14 protein-coding genes are annotated in these 20491 nt (G+C 66.1%); 1 reads left to right on the top strand and 13 read right to left on the bottom strand.

What is annotated here, in order from left to right:
* Nucleotides 1-52 precede the first annotated feature (52 nt).
* The 4 genes from ACFPAH_RS19510 to ACFPAH_RS19525 form a co-directional block, all read right to left on the bottom strand.
* Nucleotides 53-2056: a TonB-dependent receptor gene (locus tag ACFPAH_RS19510; protein ID WP_379748631.1), complete on the bottom strand. Its 2004-nt coding sequence runs from the start codon at nt 2054-2056 to the stop codon at nt 53-55.
* Nucleotides 2057-2155: 99 nt separating this feature from the next.
* Nucleotides 2156-2512 carry a hypothetical protein gene (locus tag ACFPAH_RS19515; protein WP_379748633.1) on the bottom strand — a complete coding sequence of 119 codons (357 nt, stop codon included), beginning with the start codon at nt 2510-2512 and terminating at the stop codon, nt 2156-2158.
* Nucleotides 2513-2779: 267 nt separating this feature from the next.
* Nucleotides 2780-3733: an IS1595 family transposase gene (locus ACFPAH_RS19520; RefSeq protein WP_379748635.1), complete on the bottom strand. Its 954-nt coding sequence runs from the start codon at nt 3731-3733 to the stop codon at nt 2780-2782.
* 370 nt (nt 3734-4103) lie between these two features.
* Complete coding sequence (locus ACFPAH_RS19525; protein WP_379748637.1) at nt 4104-4607, bottom strand: outer membrane beta-barrel protein; 504 nt, start codon at nt 4605-4607, stop codon at nt 4104-4106.
* A 1116-nt stretch (nt 4608-5723) separates the two neighbouring features.
* Here ACFPAH_RS19525 and ACFPAH_RS19530 point away from each other — a divergent pair.
* A complete protein-coding gene (locus ACFPAH_RS19530; RefSeq protein WP_379748639.1) occupies nt 5724-7835 on the top strand; it encodes a cytochrome-c peroxidase in 2112 nt (703 codons plus the stop codon).
* 74 nt (nt 7836-7909) lie between these two features.
* Here ACFPAH_RS19530 and ACFPAH_RS19535 read toward each other — a convergent pair whose 3' ends face one another.
* The 9 genes from ACFPAH_RS19535 to ACFPAH_RS19575 form a co-directional block, all read right to left on the bottom strand.
* Nucleotides 7910-9958 (bottom strand): putative bifunctional diguanylate cyclase/phosphodiesterase, encoded by a 2049-nt coding sequence (locus tag ACFPAH_RS19535; RefSeq protein WP_379748641.1) that lies wholly within the window; start codon nt 9956-9958, stop codon nt 7910-7912.
* 210 nt (nt 9959-10168) lie between these two features.
* Nucleotides 10169-11563, bottom strand: a complete 1395-nt coding sequence (lpdA, locus tag ACFPAH_RS19540) for a dihydrolipoyl dehydrogenase (RefSeq protein ID WP_379748643.1) — start codon at nt 11561-11563, stop codon at nt 10169-10171.
* Nucleotides 11564-11567: 4 nt separating this feature from the next.
* On the bottom strand, nt 11568-12938 hold the full coding sequence (locus ACFPAH_RS19545; RefSeq protein WP_379748645.1) for a dihydrolipoamide acetyltransferase family protein: 1371 nt from the start codon (nt 12936-12938) through the stop codon (nt 11568-11570).
* Between the two features lie 2 nt (nt 12939-12940).
* Complete coding sequence (locus ACFPAH_RS19550) at nt 12941-14020, bottom strand: alpha-ketoacid dehydrogenase subunit beta (protein ID WP_379748647.1); 1080 nt, start codon at nt 14018-14020, stop codon at nt 12941-12943.
* Nucleotide 14021: 1 nt separating this feature from the next.
* A complete protein-coding gene (locus ACFPAH_RS19555) occupies nt 14022-15254 on the bottom strand; it encodes a 3-methyl-2-oxobutanoate dehydrogenase (2-methylpropanoyl-transferring) subunit alpha (protein WP_379748649.1) in 1233 nt (410 codons plus the stop codon).
* A gap of 355 nt (nt 15255-15609) precedes the next feature.
* A complete protein-coding gene (locus ACFPAH_RS19560) occupies nt 15610-16998 on the bottom strand; it encodes an efflux transporter outer membrane subunit (RefSeq protein ID WP_379748651.1) in 1389 nt (462 codons plus the stop codon).
* The gene (locus ACFPAH_RS19565; protein ID WP_379748653.1) at nt 16995-18197 is read right to left on the bottom strand and encodes an HlyD family secretion protein; all 1203 of its coding nucleotides are present in this window, start codon (nt 18195-18197) and stop codon (nt 16995-16997) included. The genes ACFPAH_RS19560 and ACFPAH_RS19565 overlap by 4 nt, the downstream gene beginning before the upstream one ends.
* Nucleotides 18198-18204: 7 nt before the next feature.
* On the bottom strand, nt 18205-19887 hold the full coding sequence (locus tag ACFPAH_RS19570; protein ID WP_379748655.1) for an MFS transporter: 1683 nt from the start codon (nt 19885-19887) through the stop codon (nt 18205-18207).
* Nucleotides 19888-20436, bottom strand: coding sequence for a TetR/AcrR family transcriptional regulator (locus ACFPAH_RS19575; protein WP_379748657.1), 549 nt, complete (start codon nt 20434-20436; stop codon nt 19888-19890).
* Nucleotides 20437-20491 lie beyond the last annotated feature (55 nt).

A 20491-nucleotide genomic window follows, 5' to 3' on the forward strand; every position in this document is an offset into this window, starting at 1 on the left:
CGATCGGGGAGCACGAGGGAAGGACTTCCTCGTGCTCCCCGCTGGCCCTGCCTCAGAAGGCGGCGCGCACGCCCACCGTGATATTCCGGCCCGGCAGCGGCGCAATATCCTTCAGCACCGAGGTCGAGATCCGGATCTCTTCATCGAGCAGGTTTTTGCCGATGATGAACCAGGTCAGGTCGGTGTCCTGGAAGCGCTGGGTATAGGACAGGTTGGCGTCGAGCTGGGTATAACCCGGGGTCGGGGTCGACTCGAAGGCGGCCAGGCGCTCCTGCTTGAGCGCGCGCAGCAGCGTGACGCCGCCGCGCAGCGCGCCCTGCTTGTAGCCGGCTTCCATGCCGAGGCGCTTGGCCGGCTGCAGCGGCAGGCTGCCGGCATCGTCGAGCTTGCCGCGCGACATGTCGCCGAAGGCGCGCAGCGACAGGCCGTCGTTGTGCTGGTTCCAGCTGAGCTCGGCTTCCACGCCGCGGATCGTCGCGTTGGCCTGGCGGAAGGTGCGCTCGCGCAGTTCATCGCCTGGATTGCCTTCGTCGTCGAGCAGGGTGTCGCTCACTTCGCCATAGATGAAGTCGTGCACGCGGTTCTGGAACAGGTTTGCCTGCCAGCGCACCAGGCCGCTCGTCTTGCGGAAGGACAGCTCGACATTGTGCGAGGTTTCCTTCTTGAAATCCGGGTTGCCGATGTCGAAGGTCAGGGTCGACTCGTGCGGGCCGCCCGAGTACAGCTCGTCGGCGCCCGGGGCGCGCTGGGCCACCGAGGCGGTCAGGCCGACGCTGTAGCCGGGCGTCATCGGGACGATCGCGCCGGCCGAGTAGGACAGCAGGTCGAAACTGCGGCGGCGCGCGCCTTCCGGTTCGCGCTTGACCGATTCCAGGCGCACGCCGGCGTTCACCCGCGCGACGCCGAAATCGCGCTCCTCGACCAGGAAGGCGGCGTGGGTGTCCGACACCGTCACCGGCACCGTCGCCGATTCGCCGCTGGCGGCCGACAGGCCCGAGAAGCGCGCGTGTTCGGTCTGCACGCCGACGCTGCCGCTCCAGCCGGCGACCGGTTTGTGCTTCATCTCCAGCCGGGTTTCCAGCGCGCGGTTGGCGAACACGGTTTCGGCGCCGCCTTCCTCGTTGAGTTCGACGTGGCCGTAGTCGCTGTAGCCGACCTTGAAGCGCAGGGTCTCGAAGCCGGGCAGCGGCGCATTGAGCAGGCTGTCGATGTCGTAGCGGGTTTGCTCGAGGTCGATCTGCGATCCTTCGCCGCCGGGGATGCCGTAGCGCTTGTCGAGCGAGCTGGCCGAGGCGCCGATGTAGCCGCGCTCGCCGATCCAGGAAGCACCGACGCCCAGTGCGTGCTGGCGCAGGGCGGAATTGGGCAGGGCGTCGCCGGTCGGCGCGCCGGGGATGTGGTAGTCGCCCGCCTCGCGGCCGCTGCCGTCGAGGTGCAGCGCGATGTTCCCGGCCGAGGCATCGCCCGAGAACGAGACGGCCCGGCCGTGGTCGACGCTGTTGTAGCGCGTTTCGACCACGCCGCTCGGCTTGTCGTGGTGTTCGGTCGGGATGCGCTCGTTGACCACGTTGACCAGGCCACCGATCGCGCCCGAGCCGTAGAGCAGGGCGGCAGGCCCGCGCAGGATCTCGATCTGGCGCGCGGTGGCCGCTTCGCCGGTGACGGCATGGTCGTTCGACAGGCCGGACAGGTCGGAGACGGCCATGCCGTTCTCCAGCACCTTGACCCGATTGCCCTCGAGGCCGCGGATGATCGGGCGCGATGCGCCGGCGCCGAAGGCCGAGGCCGAAACGCCGAGCTCGCTCGAGAGGGTCTCGCCGAGCGAGCTGCCGAGCTTGCTGCGCAGTTCATGACCAGCCAGCACTTTCGCCGGGGTCAGGATCTGGTCGCCTTCGGCGGCCTTGAAGGGGGAGGCGGTAACGACGACGGTGGCGACCGGTGCGCCGTTCGGCTCATTGTTCTGCTCATTGTTCAACTGAGCGGAGCTCTGGGCGAACGACAGGGGCGCGAGGGCGGTCAGGACCGCGCTCGCCAGGAGAGTACGCTGGACGTGCATGATGATTCCTTGAAAACGAGCATGACAAACCGCTCGGAAAAACGGGGCGACCGCGCGCGCAGGCAGGCCGGCGCAAGCGGGGTCAGGAAGTCAGGGCAGTCAGGCGAGGGGCGGGGCGCGGGACGAGAAATAGGGCGTGAAGGGCGCATCCCAGGAATCGAATGCCGCCCATTGGGCCAGCACCCGGCCGCCGGGAAGGATGCCCAGCGTGCAGGCAGGGCTGTGCAGTGCGGGCGCGACCGTGGCCGCGTCATAGGCGAGACAGGAGTGCGGCACGGCCCGCTGGTCGGCGCTGCCCGGCGTGCTGGCAGCCAGGCCGGCGCCCGCAGCGGGGAATTGCGCCGCGTGCGCGATCCGGTGCGCCAGGCCCTGCCAGTGCGCAAACACCATCACCAGCGTCAGGATGCAGACCATGACGAAGCGGGCGGATCGAATGCGTGAAAGCGGGACGAGCATCAGGTAGGATTGCCGGGCGGTTCGGGGCGCTGGAAAGGGCATCATTATAGCGAATTAGGTTGCCAACCAGAAGCGCCTAGTGTGGCGTCGCCAGTCCGGCCCCGGGGACGGCTCTTGTTTCCGCCTACGACGCAGTGCGGGAACCCATGCTTGCCGCTTTATCTTTGTCATGCGCACTTATCCGCTGCAAAAGAAATGGCGCTGTTCGCGTTAAGTGTGGAAATGCCGGGCGTCGCACGCCGCGCGTCGCAAGCCAAGCGTCGACGCTTAGCCTCTCACCCCGAGCGCTGCGCGCAGGAAGGCTTCGGGGGTGCCGATCCGCCGGCCGTCGAGCGCCCAGCGCCAGCCCAGGTAGTTGTCCAGATAACGGCTGGCAACGCCCCGAAAGGGCAGCAGCCAGCCGCGCAGCCGGCTGTGGTAGGCATTGACGTTCTGCACGTGGATCGCGCCGCGCACCCGGATCCCACCCTGCAGGTTGACTGCTTCATGGGATATCCCGGCTTGCCGGACAAACGCCCGGTAAGCAGCGTGGGCGTCGGTAACGAGCAGCACATCGCGCTCCAGCCGCGGCAGCAGGTGCTGCTGCAATTGCGCGCGCGTGACCGGTCCCTTGCCGGGCACCCAATCCAGCGTTTGGCCCGTCCGGTCGCGCGCAACGAGAATGCACACCTGTTCGCCCGAGATGCCGCGTTTTGTCGCTTTCCCGCCGCGCTTGCGTGGCGGACGCTCGAGCGTCCGCGATCCCTTGTGCGATTCGAGCAGATACAGCTCGTCGGCTTCGGCAATGCCTGACAGGCGTGGTGCCCGGTCGTGCTTGCTCGTACTCAGGAAGCGGTGGCGCCAGCGAAAGCTGGTGGCGCCGGCAACGCCGAGATCGACGGCGCTGCGGCGCACGCTGCGCGAGTCGAGCATCGTATTTAAATAATCGAGCCAGCGCTCCTTGTGGCGCAGGCGCGCCAGGGCCGTGCCGCTCAGGGCATTGCAGGTGCGCCCGCATTGCTTGCAGCGGTAGCGCTGCAGGCCGTTGGCCCGTCCGTGCCGATACAGCTGTTGCGAGCGGCACGCCGGGCAAGCGAGCCGGGCGGCGCTGGCCTGCTCGACCAGGTCGGCAACCTTGTCGAGTTTCGCTGCCGGCAGCAGCAAGCCGAGCAAGTGCTCGCGCTGGCGCCGCGTCAGTGAGGTAATACGCGTGAGCAATTGCTTGAACGGACGTGCTTGCATGGCGCCTCCGGCATGATTGGGTCCAGGTTGGACCTCAGCCGTATCCGAAGATTCCACACTTAACGCGAACAGCGCCAAAGAAATGGACGATACAAGCGCGACCCGCGGGAGAAGGCGTGAACATATTCACCTATATCGGCATACATAATAGAAAGTATAGAAAAGATAGAAAGCACGGCAAATAGGCGCGTTACTGCCGGCGCCGGGTTATGGCGTCAGGTTAATCCCCAAGGCAATAACCGGGCGAACCTATTCGATATGCATATCGATAGCCCTTCTGAATGATAAAAGCCCGGAATGCGCGAGCAATTCCGGGCTTTTGCAGCCGGCTCCGGAAAACCGGAAGCGGCAGGCGTAAGGATATATCTAATCAGAACTTGAAAGCGACGCCGGCGACGATCTTGGTCGCATCGCTCGACGGCTTCTGCACTTCCAGGCGGCCGTGGACGGCCGGGGTGAAGGTGTAGCCCAGGCCCAGGCCGTACAGGGCGTTCGTGTCGTGCTCCTTGCCGGTGTAGCCGGCGAAGTTGGCTTTCGCTTCGAGGCGAGCGATGCCCAGGCGGCCGTAGAGGTCGAAGCCGTTGCTCAGCGGCAGGGTGCCGATGACCGACAGGTCGATCTGGTCGAGGGTGACGTCGCCGCGCAGGGCGCCCACACGGTATTCGCTGTCGGCGACGCGGTAGTAGCCGCCTTCGATGGCGATGCTCTGGTTGAACTTGTAGCCGAGGAAGGCGCCGTAGCCGCTTTCACGGTCGAAACCGTCGACTTCGGTGGAGGTTCCGGCCACACCGGCGTAGAACGCTGGCGCTTCGGCGGCGATGCTGGCGGCGGATGCGGCGATCAGGGCAGCCGCGACGGCGATTTTTTTGAACATGTTGGAGCCTTTTATTACAGGTAAATAGAAACGCCCGAAAGCGGAAGGCTTTTGGGCGGCGTGAATTATCGCATACATCGTTGGCACACGATGGCAGCCGGCAATTGTTGACTGGAACCAGATATGCACATCTTGATCCATCTCAAATAAGCAAAACCAGGGCCGGGAAAAGTATGCCCCGCGCTGTTGCAAAGCCGGCTTATGCGCCGGGAGACAGCGCACATACCTGCACCATGCCTCTGCGATGTTCACCGCCTGTGGCGGCAGGACAGGACCTGCAGTCGAGCCAAGGCGGCCACGCCACACGCGGGTGGAGGCGAGCGTTCCTGCGCGACTCCTCCAGCGAGTCGCCGGCTTGCATGGAGGAGAGATCTTTTCCTAACGGTGTTGCGCGAAACAGACCCAACTGCAGCCGAATGTCGGTTTCCTGATGCTACGCCCCGTTGCCGTCAATACCGTTGAGTTCCTCGTACGGCCCGTCCCGAAAAATTTTCATGGACCCAACATCCGCAGTGCATAAATAAATGAATTTCAAGCGATTTATGGGCGGGAAATGTTTCACGCGGGGGAGATAAGAGGCATGCAAAGGTCCGGTGCCAATCAGTAATTATTCCCTGAGTTTATTAAAATAGTTTTGCTACCTGCAACTGAGCGCCGCGTGCCAGATAGGAACAACAAAAAAATCATCACTACACATTGACTGCCGGTGTAAATACGGCAAATATTCTGAACTTATCGACGTGGTCATTGTCGACGACAGTAATTTCAAGAAATTTCGTTAGGAAATTTGCTTAAAGAATTACTTGACCCGGCGATACATTATAACGATGGGGTTGTTCCTGTTTTTGAAACGTAATAGAGGCGGTCAACTAGCAAACACATCAGTCCGATGCGCTGCAGATGCTCACATCGAGTGTGATGCTTTGCCCATTGTCAAAGCACCTTAAAACCTCATGTTCCGGTTCCCGTTTGCCCGGGAAGATGGTTACGCGCGCCATGGCTGCGGAGCAGGATGCGTCTTGCGACGCCGTCCGCTGGAGCGTAAAGAGATCGTGCGACCCCGAATTTCGGTTCTACCCATCTAATTCGTTAACAAGACTGAATCTGGGGGCGGCCATGTTCTTGGTAAAACGTATTCGTGCCACGGTTGCTGTGGAATCCCGTGCGGTGCATCGCAACATTAAAATAATCAAGACAATTCCGCATCATGTATTCTCGCGCTGCAAGAGATTTAATAAAATATTGCAGGTTGGTTCCGTGCTGGCGATCAGCAGCTTTGTTTTAAGCGACCAATTCTCCTATGCGCAGGATTCCGTCGAATCCATGTCTTTGAAAACTGTCCCGGTACCAGGCCCATCAGCAGCGATGCTGTCGGAGTTTGTAAAGGACAAACAAGCCGCCATCCGGCTTGGAAAGGCCTTGTTCTGGGATACCCGAGTAGGCAGCGATAACAAAACTTCGTGCGCAACCTGCCACTTCAGCGCCGGTGTGGATGATCGCAGCAAGAACCAATTGGATCCGGGAACCTTGAGACGTTTTCCGAGGTTGGCGCCAAATGCGCCTAACCCCGATTCCACCTTCCAGGTCGGCGGTGGACCAAACTATCAACTGACGGCAAAGGATTTTCCCTTCACCCGATATATCAATGAGGCAGACGCCAATGGCGCCGGCGCGAAAATATCCGACGTCAATGAGGTGGCCTCATCGCAAGGTGTGTTCACCGCAAAGTTCAAAGGTATCGTCGGAAAGGGCAAAAACAGCGCGGACGAATGCGACGTCGTCACGGATCATCAGGACGGGTTTAGTATAAACGGTATCAACACCAGGCGGGTTGAACCCCGTAACACGCCATCGGTCATCAATGCTGTGTTCAATTTCCGGAATTTCTGGGACGGCCGCGCCAACAATGTTTTCAACGGCGTGGATCCTTTTGGATTACGTAACACCGCTCCCTTGATCTGGAAGCGCGAAGCGGGCCTGCTCCGTCAGGTGCACGTTGCGCTTCCATCGTCTTCACTGGCATCCCAAGGATCAGGCCCCCCGCTGTCGGGAACCGAAATGAGCTGCACGGGAAGGGCTTTCGTAAAGCTTGGTCAGAAACTCCTGGACCAGAAAATGCTGAGTGATCAGGCTATTTCGCCAACCGACAGCGTATTGGCGAAATTCGCCAATGAGAGGCCAACTTATCGAGCAATGATTGCGCAAGCGTTTCACGCGGACTACTGGCAAGCCCCTTCAATCATACGCTTCACCAGAAATCATGCGAAACGTGTCGGTTCGATGGATCTCAAGAATCCGCACCCTTTCGATAGCTTTACAGACACCGACGCAAGCCAGATGGAAGCGAACTTCTCGCTGTTCTTTAGCATCGCAGTGCAGCTATACCAGTCGACGCTGATTGCCGACGACAGTCCTTTCGATCGCTATGCAGAAGGCAAAGGAAGCTTGTCGGAGAAAGCCAGCAAAGGCTTGGTCATATTTCGGGGAAAAGGCCAGTGCATCAACTGCCACGGGGGAGCAGAGCTGACGAATGCATCGTTTCGCCATGTCCTTAATCAACGCCTGGAAAAAATGCCCATGCGCGACGGGTCGGTGAAAACGTACGACAACGGATTCTATAATATCGGCGTCAGGCCGACGAGTGACGATGTCGGCATCGGCGGGGTAGATCCGTTTGGCAATCCATTATCGGAAAGCTTGCTGTTCGCCAAGTCGGCCGATAACGCGTCGTTGCTCGGAAATAATTTTGATCCACGCAAGTATGAACGACCGGCCGTCGACAAAGTCAGCGTCAATGGCGCGTTCAAGACCCCGGGGTTACGCAATGTGGAACTGACCGGCCCTTATTTTCACAACGGCGGCAAGGCGACGCTCATGCAGGTTGTCGACTTCTACAACCGTGGCGGGGATTTTGCTGACGAGAACAAGGATGATTTGGCCCCGGATATTCGCCCGTTGAACTTGACCGAGGACGAAAAGGAAAGTCTGGTCGCATTTCTCGTGTCGTTGACCGACGAACGGGTCAGGTACGAAAAGGCGCCGTTCGATCACCCCTCGTTGTGCCTGCCCCATGGGCATCCGGGCGATGCCAGGACGGTCACGAATGGCGGCAATGGGAATGCCACCGATATCAGTCCGCTAAGGTGTCTGAAGGCGGTCGGGGCGGCTGGAAGCAGCACGAAGATCGCGCCATTTCTTGGCTATGGGGTGCCGCCCGAGCAGCGATGATGCTTAGTACGATACCGATGCCGATGTCGATGCTGGCGCCGAACAGCGGGATGAGCGCACACTGCCGCCGCCGCTCATCCTGCCCGCTCTGCCAGCATCCCGGCCAGCACCTGCGCCGGCACCGGCTTGCCGATGTAATAGCCCTGGATCTGGTCGCAGCCGATCTCGCGCAGGGCCTGCATCTGCTCTGCGGTCTCGACGCCCTCGGCGACCACGTCCAGGCGCAGCGCATGGGCCAGCGACACGACGGCGCGCACCAGGGTCATGGTGGCGGCGTTCTCGAGCATGGTCGACACGAAGGAACGGTCGATCTTGAGGATCTGGACCGGCAGCCGGACCAGGTAGGCGAGCGAGGAGTAGCCGGTGCCGAAGTCGTCGACGGCGATGTCGACGCCCATGTCGCGGATTGCGGCCAATGTCTCGATGATGCGCTCGACGTCGTTCATCACGAAGCTTTCCGTGACTTCGATGTCGAGGCCGGGCGTGGGCGCGCCGTGCGCCAGCGCGCGCCGGACGATGTCGGCGAAGTCCGGAGTGCGCAGCTGGACGGTCGACACGTTGACCGCCACCCGCGGCGCCGCCAGGCCCTGCTCGACCCAGGCGCGGTGATCCTGCGCCGCCTTGCACAGGGCCCAGGCGCCGACCTTGAGGATCAGGCCGGTTTCTTCGATCAAGGGGATGAATTCCGCCGGCGCGACCAGCCCCAGGCCGGGGCTGTTCCAGCGGATCAGTGCCTCGACGCCTTCGATGCGGCCGGTCCGCAGGCCGACCTTGGGCTGGTAGTGCAGCACGAACTCCTCTTTCTCGAGCGCCTGCTGGAGCTTGTTTTCCAGCGCCAGCCGCTGGGCCGCGCCGTCGCTTATGTGGCGGGAGTAGAAAAAGCAATGCTGGCCGCTGGCCTTGGCCTGGTTCAGCGCCGCTTCGGCATGCTTGAACACGGATTCGGCATCGGCCCCGTCCTGGGGGTACAGGCTGATGCCGATCCGGCACGATAGCCGCAGCTCGGCCTCCCTGACGCGAAAGGGCGCGGCGAAGCTGTCCTGCACCTGCTCGATCACCGTACTGGCCGCCTCCCGGCTGCCGGCGCCGCATGCCAGCAGGCCGAACTGGTCCGGGCCGATGCGCGCCAGCCAGGTGCGCGCGTCGACCAGGGAACCAAGCCTGCCGGCGATCTGCTCAACCAGCTGGTCGCCCACGGGCTGCCCCAGCGTCGCCATGATCGGGCGGAAGCGGGCCACGTCGACGATCAGGACGGCGCAGTCGGCTTGCCCTGCGCCGGCATCATCGATCTGGCGGCTGACTTCATCGAGAAAGGAGACGCGGTTCGGCAGGCCGGTCAGCTGGTCGTGATAGGCCAGCGAATGGATGTCCCGCTCCGCCTGCTTGGAGGCGCTGATGTCGACCACGAAGCAGAAACCGTACTCCCCGCCCCGGTACTCGATGTGGTTGACGGTGAGATGGACCGGGACGTCATGCCCGTCGGAGCGGCGGTAGACCGTTTCGAAGTGAACGCCGCCACGCTCCCTCAACTCGGCCCAGCGCCCCGGGAAACTCTCGGCCGTGACTTGGGTGTCGAACGCGCTGACCGGCATCCCGACCAGCCTGTCCTGCGGATAGCCGAGCAGCTGGCAGGCCGACTCGTTCGCGTAGTGCACCTTGCCGTCCGGCTGGACCCGCAGCACGGCCGTGCTGGCGCGGTCGATCGCGAACTGGGTCAGGTGGCGCGCGTCTTCCGCGGCCTGGCGCTCCGTCACGTCGGCGGACGAGGCCACGATGTAGGCGACTTGTCCGGCATCGCAGAACACCGGCTGCAGGTTGAAGTCGACCATGCGCAGGCAGCCGGTGGCCTCCCGGTAGCGCACTTCGAAGCGGGCGGGCTGCCCGCCGGCGGCGCGGGCCATTTCGGCGCGCAGGCGTGCGCGATCCTCGGCCGGGGTGTCCCACCATGGCGTTTCGTCGAAGGGCAGCCCGAACACCTGGTCGAGCGCGAAGCCGCCCTTGTCCAGCGCGGCCTGGTTGATGTAGAGCACCTTGCCGTCGGGTGAAAGCAGCCCCAGCAGCAAAGTCGGCACCAGGCTGTTCATGACCTCGAGCAGGGGCGATGCGGTTCGCAACGACTGCATCAGTGTCGTCTCTGCAGCGCTGCGCGCACGGGCATGCTTCAGCAGTCTGGATTTGCGATGATGCATGAGGGCTCATGTCATGAGGGTAAAACCATCATAACGCTTTCCACGCGGAGCGGGCGCCACCGGCACTGTCCGGTGGCGCAGCGATCCCTCGGGAAAGATGCCGGCCGCCTTGACGACGGGCGGCCGGCGCCGGGCCGGGAGTCCTTAGATGTGCAGCGCGTGTCCCAGCGCCCGCAGCGCCGCTTCCTGCACCGCCTCGCCCAGTGTCGGGTGGGCGTGGATGGTGCCGCCGACGTCTTCCAGGCGCGCGCCCAGTTCGATCGAATGGGAAAACGCCGTGGACAGTTCCGACACACCGCGCCCGACGGCCTGCCAGCCGAGGATGACGTGGTTGTCGCGGCGCGCCACGACACGGACGAAACCGTCCGTCGACTCGATCGTCATGGCCCGGCCGTTGGCCGCGAACGGGAAGCTGGCGGACATGGCGTCGATGCCGGCCGCCTCGGCTTCGCCCGGCGACATGCCGACCACGACCACTTCCGGATCGGTGAAGCAGACCGCGGGCATGGCTGCCGGCATGAAGTGGCGGCGCTTGCCGGAGATGATCTCGGCCACCATCTCGCCCTGGGCCATCGCCCGGTGCGCCAGCATCGGCTCGCCGGCAAGGTCGCCGATGGCCCAGACATTGCGCATCGAGGTGCGGCACTGGTCGTCGATCTTCACCGCGCGGCCGTTCATGTCGAGCTGCAAGGACTCCAGGCCCCAGCCGGCCGAGCGCGGACGGCGCCCGACTGCCACCAGCACCCGGTCGGCGGCCAGCACCGTTTCGACGGCGTCCGCGCCTTGCACGCGCACGCCGTCGCCAGCCGCGTTCAGGCCCAGCACCTTCGAGCCCAGGCGCAGTTCGACGCCGAGGCGCTTCAAGGCTGCGCCGACCGGCTTGGTCAGCTCGGCGTCATAGGCCGGCAGCAGGCGCTCCGCCGCTTCCACCACCGTCACCTGTGCGCCCAGCTTGCGGTAGGCCGTACCCAGCTCCAGCCCGATGTAGCCGGCGCCGACCACGACGAGTTGCTTCGGAATCGTCGCCGGAGACAGCGCCTCGGTGGACGAGACCACGTTGCCGCCGAAAGGCATGAAGGGCAGCTCGACCGCCTCCGAACCGGCGGCCAGCAGCAGGTGCTCGCAGTGCACGCGTTGCAGCTCGCCGGAGGCCGTCCTGACTTCGACCGTCTTGCCGTCGAGGATGCGCGCCAGGCCGTTGATCACCTGGACGTCGTTCTTCTTGAGCAGGGCGCCGACGCCGCCGGTCAGGCGCTTCACGATGCCGTCCTTCCAGCCGACGGTGCGCTTGACGTCGATCGAGGGCGCGCCGGCCGAGATGCCGAGCGGCGAGTCGCCCGCGTAGTGGGTCGCCTTCTCGAATTCCTCGGCCGCGTGGATCAGGGCTTTCGAGGGGATGCAGCCGATGTTCAGGCAGGTGCCGCCCAGTTGGCCGGCTTCGACCAGGATGGTCTTGATACCGAGCTGGCCGGCGCGGATCGCGGCGACGTAGCCGCCGGGGCCGCCGCCGATGACTAACAGGGTTGTCGTCAGATTCATCGGCTCACTCCACGAACAGGGTTGCCGGGCATTCGAGGTAGCCGCGGATGGTCTGGATGAACTGCGCCGCCACCATGCCGTCGATCACGCGGTGATCGAAACTGGACGAGAGGTTCATGGTCTTGCGCGCCACCATGGCGCCGTTCAGGATCACGGGCTTGTCGATGATGCGGTTGACGCCGACGATCGCCACTTCCGGGCGGTTGATGACCGGCGTCGTGACGATGCCGCCCAACGCACCCAGGCTGGTGATCGTGATCGTGGAACCGGTCAGCTCCTCGCGCAGCGCCTTCCCAAGGCGCGCGGCTTCGGCCAGGCGCGCCACCTCGCTTGCTGCCGACCAGGGGTCGCGCGCTTCGGCATTCCTCACCACCGGCACCATCAGGCCGGCGTCGGTCTGGGCGGCGATGCCCAGGTGGACCGGGTTGTAGGTGGTGACGATGTTGGCCTCGTCGTCGAAACGGGCGTTCACCGACGGGTATTGGCGGATCGCCAGCACCACGGCGCGCATGATCAGCGGCAGCAGGGTCAGTTTCGGCCGGCTGCCGGCATAGCGGGCGTTGAGCTGGACGCGCAGGGCTTCCAGTTCGGTGACGTCGATTTCCTCGACATAGGTGAAGTGCGGGATGCGGCGCTTGGCTTCGGCCATCTTCTCGGCGATCTTGCGGCGCATGCCGATCACCGGCATCGCCTGCTCGCCCTCGAGCGGGGCGTAGCGGCGGTCGCCTTCGGCCGCTTTCGCCTGGCCGCGCGACACGTAGGCATCCAGGTCGGCGTGGGTGATGCGGCCGGCCGGGCCGGAGCCGGTCACGTACTGCAGTTCGACGCCCATGTCCCAGGCACGCTGGCGCACGGCGGGCGCGGCCAGCGGCTTTTCGCCGGGCGCGCGGCCATGGTGGGCCGGCGCCGACGTGGCAACAGCGGCCGCATGCGCCGGCGGCGACATCGGCGGCGCGGCTTTCGCCGGCGCGGCATCGTCCGCGCTGGTCACGCTCGTGACGACCGTTTCCGGCTGCGCCACGGTGACCGGGATGAATTCGTCGACGGTGGCGCCGCCGTCGGCACGCGCGGCGGTGGTGGCTGCCTGCTGGTGCGAAGCGGGGGCCGGGATCTCTCCCTTGAAATTGCCCGCGCCTTCGACCTCGAGGCGGATCAGCTCCGCGCCGACGGCCATCGCTTCGCCGAGCTTGCCGCCGAGCGAAGTGACGGTGCCGTTCACCGGCGAGGGGATTTCGACGGTGGCCTTGTCGGTCATGACGTCGGCCAGCACCTGGTCTTCCTTGACCGTGTCGCCCGGCTTGACGTGCCAGGCGACGACTTCGACTTCCGCGATGCCTTCACCCAGGTCAGGCATTTTGATGACGTGAATACCCATTCTTATTTTGCCTCCATTGCACGTTTGAACGCGGCGCCGACACGGTCGGGGCCGGGGAAGTACGCCCATTCCTGCGCGTGCGGATAGGGGGTGTCCCATCCGGTGACGCGCTCGATCGGCGCTTCCAGGTGATAGAAGCAGTGTTCCTGTACCAATGCCGCCAGTTCGGCGCCGAAGCCGCTGGTGCGGGTTGCCTCGTGCACGACCACGCAGCGGCCGGTCTTTTTCACCGATGCGACGATGGTGTCGAGGTCGAGCGGCCACAGGGTGCGCAGGTCGATGATTTCGGCGTCGACCCCGGTTTCCATCGCGGCCGCTTCCGACACCCAGACCATGGTGCCGTAGGTGATCACGGTCAGGTCGCTGCCGGGCCGGAAGATCGCCGCCTTGTCGAGCGGGACCGTGTAATAGCCGTCCGGGACTTCGCCCATCGGGTGCTTGGCCCAGGACACGACCGGACGGTCGTGGTGGCCATCGAAGGGGCCGTTATACAGGCGCTTCGGTTCCAGGAAGATGACCGGATCGTCGTTCTCGATCGAGGCGATGAGCAAGCCCTTGGCATCGTACGGGTTCGAGGGCATCACCGTGCGCACGCCGCAGACGTGGGTGAACAGGGCTTCCGGGCTCTGGCTGTGGGTCTGGCCGCCGTAGATGCCGCCGCCGCAGGGCATGCGGATCGTCAGCGGCGCGGTGAAGTCGCCGGCCGAGCGGTAGCGCAGGCGCGCCGCTTCGGAGACGATCTGGTCGGACGCCGGATAGAAATAGTCGGCGAACTGGATCTCCACCACCGGACGCAGGCCGTAGGCGGCCATGCCGACCGCGGTGCCGACGATGCCGCCTTCGGAGATCGGCGCGTCGAACACGCGCGGTTTGCCGTATTTCGCCTGCAAGCCGTCGGTGGCGCGGAACACGCCGCCGAAATAGCCGACGTCCTGTCCGTAGATCACCACATTGTCGTCACGCCCGAGCATCACGTCCATGGCCGAGCGCAGGGCCTGGATCATGGTCATCTGCGAGGTGGTCCCGTCCGTTGCTGCGGCCGGGACCGGATCTTGATCGTTCGTTTCGGTATCGCGCGCCATCTCACACTCCCAATTGTTGACGTTGGCGGCGCAGGTGTTCAGGCATGTCCTTGTAGACATCCTCGAACATCGACGCCGCGCTCGGCACCCGGCCATCGGCCAGCGTGCCGTACTGTTCCGCTTCCTTTTGCGCAGCCAGGACTTCGGCCTCGAGCTCGCTTTGCACGCGGTCGTGCTCTGCGTCGGACCAGGCACCGAGCTTGGTCAGGTGCTGGCGCAGGCGGGCGATCGGGTCGCCCAGCGGGAAACGGGTCCAGTCGTCGGCGGGACGGTAGCGCGACGGGTCGTCGGAGGTGGAGTGGGGGCCGGCGCGGTAGGTTACCCATTCGATCAGCGTCGGACCGAGGTTGTTCCTGGCACGCTCGGCGGCCCAGCAAGAGGCCGCGTACACGGCCAGGAAGTCGTTGCCGTCGACCCGCAGCGAGGCGATGCCGGAGCCGACGCCGCGCGCGGCGAAGGTCACGCTCTCGCCGCCGGCGATCGCCTGGAAGGTCGAGATCGCCCACTGGTTGTTGACGACGTTGATGATGCAGGGCGCGCGGTACACGTGGGCGAAGGTCAGCGCGGTATGGAAGTCGCTCTCCGCGGTGGCGCCGTCGCCGATCCAGGCCGACGCGATTTTCGTGTCGCCCTTGATCGCCGAAGCCATGGCCCAGCCGACCGCCTGCGGCACTTGCGTGGCCAGGTTGCCCGAGATCGAGAAGAAGCCCTTTTCCTTGACCGAGTACATGACCGGCAACTGGCGGCCCTTCATCGGGTCGCGCTCGTTCGAGAGCAGCTGGCAGATCATGTCGACCATCGGATATTCGCGCGCCATCAAGAGGCTTTGCTGGCGGTAGGTCGGGAAGCACATGTCGCCATCCTTGAGGGCGAGCGCCTGGGCGGTGCCGATGGCTTCCTCGCCGAGCGAGGTCATGTAGAACGACATCTTCTTCTGGCGCTGGCCGATGACCATGCGCGCGTCGAAGATGCGGGTTTTCATCATCGTGCGCAGGCCGAAACGCATTTGCTCGGCACTGAGCTCGGGTGCCCACGGGCCGACGGCATTGCCGTCGTCGTCGAGCACCCGGATGAGGGAGGAGACGAGGTCGGCGGTGTCGCCGAACTGGACATCCACGTTGGGCCGGCGGACTTCGCCGGCGGCGCTAAGTTGTAGATACGAAAAATCGGTCTTGCAACCCGGGCGGCCGGTTGGCTCCGGGACATGCAGCGACAGAGGATTACCCTGGCTCATAGTGCGCGTTTCCTTTGTGAGGTGATATGCGGCAAGCTGAGATGATAAATCCTGCAAGACCCCGCACACGCTCTGCAGGGAAGTATTTTCGTGGTGCTGTGCAGCATTCCGGTGGCCGGTTTTAGGGCGCCGGAACCGGCACGACCATGCGAACGTCGGCGATCGACGCGTGGACGGCGAAGCCGTCCACCCTACCTTCAGCGCGTCCCCGTAGGGTGGACGGCTCCGCCATCCACGCGGCGATCGCTACCACTAGCAGACCGACCCGTGCCGGCGCCCGGATCCGCTCGAACCGTAACATATCCAGGGGACCCCAAAGGCGATACCGGCCAAACCTGCGCTTGTCAGGATTGCATCAAGGAACCGCCGTCCCCGGCCAGCCGCCCCCCAGCGCCCGGTACAGCGACACCAGGTTATCGAACTGTGTGCGCTGCAGCGTAACCAGGTCGAGCTCCACCCGGTACAAGTTCCGCTGGGCATCCAGTTCCTCGAGATAAGAGGCATATCCGGCCTGGTAGCGGTCGCGCGCATAGCCGAGCGAGCGCGCGAGGATGGCGCGGCGCCGGCTTGCGTGCTCGACCTGCTCTTGCAGGCGCGGCACGCCCGCCAGTGCGTTTTCGACCTCGGAAAAGGCGGTCAGCACGCTGCGCCGGTAGGCAAAGGCGGCCTGGTCGCGCTGCGAGGCGGCGGCCTCGTACTGGGCGTTCAGGCGCCCGCCCGAGAACAGCGGCGCCAGCACGCTGCCCCCCAGGCTCCAGACCGCGATTGGATCGTAGTCGAGCGCGTTGACGAACAGGCTGCCCAGCTGGGCGCTGAGCGTCACCTGCGGCAGGAAGGCCTGGCGGCGCGCGGCCAGGCTGGCGTCGGAAGCCGCCAGCAGCAGCGCGCGCTGGGCGACGTCGGGACGGCGCGCCAGCAGCTGCGAAGGCAGGGCGCCCGGGACCGGCGGCGCGCGCAGCCCGCCAAAGCCCTGGCCGCGCTCGACCGGCCCCGGCAGCTCGCCGGCCAGCAGGCGGACCGCGTTCTCCTGGCGGCGCACGGCCAGTTCCAGTTCCGGCACCGCCTGCAGCACGGCTTCGTATTCGGATTGCGCCTGGGTCAGCTGCAACTGCGAGATGTAGCCGACCCGGGCCTGGTCGCTCGCCAGGCGTAGCGCTTCGCGGCGCGAGTCGACTGTCTGGCGCGTGATCGACAGCTGGGCGTCGAGGGCCAGCAGGGCAATGAAATTCTGGGCGGTCGCGGCGGCGACCGCCAGCTGCGCGGCATCGCGCTCGGCGACGCTGGCGCGCCAGGCCAGGCCGGCGGCGCGGGCCTGGCTGCGGATGCGCCCGAACAGGTCGGCCTCCCAGCTCGCCTGCAGCGCCGGCTGGACGACCCGGGTGCGGCTGATGCCGGTCGGCTCCAGCGAGCGCGCCGCCTGGACGCCCAGCGCACCGCTCAGGGCAGGCAGGCGCGCCGCCTCCGCCAGGTCGGCCTGGGCGCGCGCCTCGTCGATGCGCGCCGCCGCGATCAGGACATCCGTGTTGCGGGCAAGGGCCGCTTCGACCAACGCCGCCAGGGCCGGGTCGCCGAAGCCGCGCCACCACTGCGGGTCGACCGGCGCGGCGCCGGCAAGCGGCTCGCGCCAGTCCGCGGGCGCCGCCACCTGAGACAATTGCGGCGCCGCCCGGCGCGCCGGCAGGCAGCCGGACAGGGCCGCCGCCAGCAAGCTTGCCAGGGCGGCGGCTGCTCCACGCCGCCTCATCGGCGGGCCTCGCGCGCGACGGCGCCCGTGTCCACCTCGGCCGTGACCGACATGCCGGGACGCAGGCGCGCCGCCAGCGCCTGGCCCGGGTCGATGGCGATGCGCACCGGCAGGCGCTGCACCACCTTGGTGAAGTTGCCCGAGGCGTTATCGGGCCGCAGCACGGAAAACTCGGAACCGGTGGCCGGCGCGATCTGTTCCACATGGCCGGTCAAGGTGGCGCCCTCGAAGGCGTCGACGGCGAAGCTGGCGGGCTGGCCGATGCGCATGCGCCAGGTCTGGCCTTCCTTGAAGTTGGCCACCACCCACAGGGTATCGGGCACCAGGAACAGCAGCTGCGAGCCGGCCGTGACGTACTGGCCGCGGCGCACGCTGGCCTCGCTCACCTGGCCGGCGCGCGGGGCGCGAATCACGGTGTTGGACAGGTCGATCTTGGCCAGCGCGAGCTGGGCTTCGGCCATCCGCACCTGGGCCTCGAGGCCGCCGCGCGACACCGTCGTGGCCTTGCTGCGCTGCTGGGCGATCTCGATCTCGGCCTGGGCCTTGAGGACGTTGGCGCCGGCCAGGCGCGCCGCGGTGCGTACCCGGTCGCGCTCGTTGAGCGACACCGAGCCGCGCTCGGCCAGTTCGTCGGCGCGCGCCTGTTCGGCGCGGGCACGGGCCTGCTCGGCCTGGGCCGCCGCCAGGTTGGCGCGGGCCGAACCGGTGGAGGCGGCGTTCTGGGCCTGGGTCTGCTCGGCGTTGTTCAGCTGGGCGACGGCGTTCGCCAGCTGGGCCTCGGCCTGGCGTACCCGCTCGGCGTACACCCGGTCGTCGATGCGCAGCAGCTCCTGGCCGCTCTTGACGACCTGGTAGTCCTTGACCAGCACCTCGGTGACGTAGCCGTTGACCTGGGGCGAGAGCACCGTGATGGCGCCGCGCACATAGGCGTTGTCGGTCGAGACGCGGCTGGTGTTGAAGGGACCGAGGTGCCAGGCCCACATGATCAGGCCGATGCCGGCCAGGGCGACCACGGCCATCGCCGCGATCGACCAGGGCGAGGCCTTGATCTTCTTGGGCGGCGGGGCGGGCTGCGCGGGCGCCGCTGGTGCGGCTGGCGTCGCGGTGGCCGGCGGCGGGCTGTCGTCCGAGTCGCCCGGCGGCGGCGGGTTGGCGGCCAGTTCGGTTTCTTCGCGGGTCGGTGGAGGAGGACTGTTCATGCGGAACTCAGGTGTTGGCGGCGCGCGCGGGCGCCGGATGATCGGAATTGGCGGGGGTGTCGGGGGCGGCTGCCTTGCGTTCGCGGATGGCGGCGCGCACCGCCACGTACAGCGACCAGAACAGGAAGGCCAGGGCCAGCGTGCCGCTCAGCGCGAACACGTCGTTGAAGGCGCGCACGTTCGCTTCGCGGCGCGCCACCTGGGCCAGCAGCGCCGTGCCCTGCGCCGCGCGCTGCACCGGGTCGGCGACGACCGCGCCGTAGACCCGTTCCTGGATGCGCAGGCGCTGGGCGACGACCGGGTCGGCCGGATTGAGCTGGGATACCAGTTCGCTCGAGTACACCTGCTCGCGGTGCAGCTGGTAGGTGCTCAGCAGCGCCGAGCCGGTGAGCGCGCCCAGGGTCTGGGTCATCGACAGCACGACGCTGAAGGTGACCACGTAGTTGGCGCCGAATTTGAGCGCCTGCAGGATGCCGAGCAGGACCAGCGGGCCCATGAACATGCCGCTGCCGACGGCGACCAGGAACTGGCTGAGGAAGAAGTTCTCCGGCCGGTCCAGGCTGGTGCGGCCGTAGTCGAGCATGGCGGCGCTGCCCAACAGGACGATCGACATGATCAGCTGCGGGATCAGGGTCTTGGGGCTGAAGGTGAGCGCGCTGAAGAGTATCCCGACGATGGTCCCGGCCAGCACCACGGCGAACAGCGGCTGCATCTGGTCCGGGCCCATGCCGACCGCGCGCAGCATCCCGACCGCGCCGAAGGCCTGCTCGGTGGTCAGGAAGCGGATCAGGAAGGCGCCCACGATGAAGCGCAGCACGCTGGGCGTGGCCAGCCAGCGGGTTTGCAATAGCGGGTTGGCGCGGTGGTGCTCGATGTAGAGCGCGGTGCCGATCAGCAGCAGCGCGCCGATCAGCAGCCAGGCCAGCCAGGGCGTGTCGAACCACCAGTGCGAATAGCCCTGGGCCAGCACGGCGACCAGCATCGCGGCGCCCGGCGCCATCAGCGCGAAGGTCAGGAAGTCGAGCTTTTCGAAGACTTTCACGTGGATCCCGGGCGGCAGCTTGAGCACCACCACGGCCGCCAGCGAGCACAGTGCCAGGCCGGCCTCGAACAGGTACAGGTTGTGCCACTGGCCGTAGACCAGCAGCGTGGGCGAGAGCAGCCAGGCCAGCGGCGTGGCCAGCTGCGGGATGCCGACGCCGATGACCAGCATCTTGCCGGTGTAGGCGCGCGGCAGCGCCTGCAGCATGTAGAGCATCGACAGCGTCGTGGCGGCCGCGCCGGCAAACCCGCTCACGGCGCGCACCGCCACCGTGGTTTCGAAGCTGCCGACCAGCAGGTGCAGCAGGGTCACGGCCGCATACAGGCCGAGCCCGATCTCGGTGAACAGGCGCAGCCCGTATTGCTGGCGGAATTTGAAGATCAAGAGGTTGACCGTGATGTTGACCATCACGTAGGCGGCCGGCAGCCAGGTGCCTTCCGACGGCGTCAGGCCGAGCTGGCCCTGGATCGTGGCCAGGTTGACCGAGACCAGGGCGTTGCCGAGCCCGCCGGTAATGCCGACCAGCAGGGCCACCAGCGCATAGGCGGCGCGCACCGCCGGCCTGTGATGGGGCATCGACGCCGAGCCGGGCAGCGTGGGCTTCTCGTGTTCTTCCCAGTCGGGCGTGGGTTTCAGTAGCTGGGCCATTCAGGACGGTCCCGCCGGCCCGGCCAGGCCGGTGCGTATCAGGTCGAGCGCGCGCCGCGCCAGGGCGCGGCGCCGCGCGGGCGTGCTGCCGCTCAGGGCCGCGCCCAGCATGCCGTGGGCCAGCAGCAGGTCGCCCGGGCGCAGGTCGGCGCGGCAGGCGCCGGCTTGCTGCGCCGCCGCCAGCAGCGCCAGGAAGCAGCGCGCCAGGAGCTCGCGGGCGGCCTGCGCGGCCGGGTCGCCCGGTGCCAGCGCGCGCCAGTAATCGGCGATCGCCGGCGATTCCACCAGGCGCAGCGCGGCCAGTTCCACCAGCGCGAAGACGTCGCCGTGCGCTCCATGCGCCTCCAGCGTGTCGAGGGCGCGCCCGAACAGCGCCTCGACCAGGGCGGCGCGGTCGGGGAAGTTGCGGTAGAGGGTGGCGCGGCCGACGCCCGCTTTGCTCACGACGAGGTCGAGCGGCGCGGTGATGCCGCGTTCGGCGAAGACCGCATCGGCCGCATCGAGGATCTGGTCGCGCCGCAGCGCCGCGTCGGCTCGGAGGGTAGTCATGGTGGACAGGCTTGTCCGGTTAATCGTGGGGGCGCACAATCATACTGCGATGCGG

The organism is Massilia sp. GCM10023247 (assembly GCF_042653325.1).
Lineage (GTDB): Bacteria > Pseudomonadota > Gammaproteobacteria > Burkholderiales > Burkholderiaceae_D > Telluria.

Coding starts and splice junctions, on each gene's coding strand:
- ACFPAH_RS19525 (WP_379748637.1), bottom strand. CDS start 4,607: ATGTTCAAAAAAATCGCCGTCGCGGCTGCCCTGATCGCCGCATCCGCC.
- ACFPAH_RS19575 (WP_379748657.1), bottom strand. CDS start 20,436: ATGACTACCCTCCGAGCCGACGCGGCGCTGCGGCGCGACCAGATCCTC.
- ACFPAH_RS19570 (WP_379748655.1), bottom strand. CDS start 19,887: ATGGCCCAGCTACTGAAACCCACGCCCGACTGGGAAGAACACGAGAAG.
- ACFPAH_RS19510 (WP_379748631.1), bottom strand. CDS start 2,056: ATGCACGTCCAGCGTACTCTCCTGGCGAGCGCGGTCCTGACCGCCCTC.
- ACFPAH_RS19515 (WP_379748633.1), bottom strand. CDS start 2,512: ATGCTCGTCCCGCTTTCACGCATTCGATCCGCCCGCTTCGTCATGGTC.
- ACFPAH_RS19560 (WP_379748651.1), bottom strand. CDS start 16,998: ATGAGGCGGCGTGGAGCAGCCGCCGCCCTGGCAAGCTTGCTGGCGGCG.
- ACFPAH_RS19530 (WP_379748639.1), top strand. CDS start 5,724: ATGTTCTTGGTAAAACGTATTCGTGCCACGGTTGCTGTGGAATCCCGT.
- ACFPAH_RS19565 (WP_379748653.1), bottom strand. CDS start 18,197: ATGAACAGTCCTCCTCCACCGACCCGCGAAGAAACCGAACTGGCCGCC.
- lpdA (WP_379748643.1), bottom strand. CDS start 11,563: ATGAATCTGACGACAACCCTGTTAGTCATCGGCGGCGGCCCCGGCGGC.
- ACFPAH_RS19550 (WP_379748647.1), bottom strand. CDS start 14,020: ATGGCGCGCGATACCGAAACGAACGATCAAGATCCGGTCCCGGCCGCA.
- ACFPAH_RS19545 (WP_379748645.1), bottom strand. CDS start 12,938: ATGGGTATTCACGTCATCAAAATGCCTGACCTGGGTGAAGGCATCGCG.
- ACFPAH_RS19555 (WP_379748649.1), bottom strand. CDS start 15,254: ATGAGCCAGGGTAATCCTCTGTCGCTGCATGTCCCGGAGCCAACCGGC.
- ACFPAH_RS19535 (WP_379748641.1), bottom strand. CDS start 9,958: ATGCAGTCGTTGCGAACCGCATCGCCCCTGCTCGAGGTCATGAACAGC.
- ACFPAH_RS19520 (WP_379748635.1), bottom strand. CDS start 3,733: ATGCAAGCACGTCCGTTCAAGCAATTGCTCACGCGTATTACCTCACTG.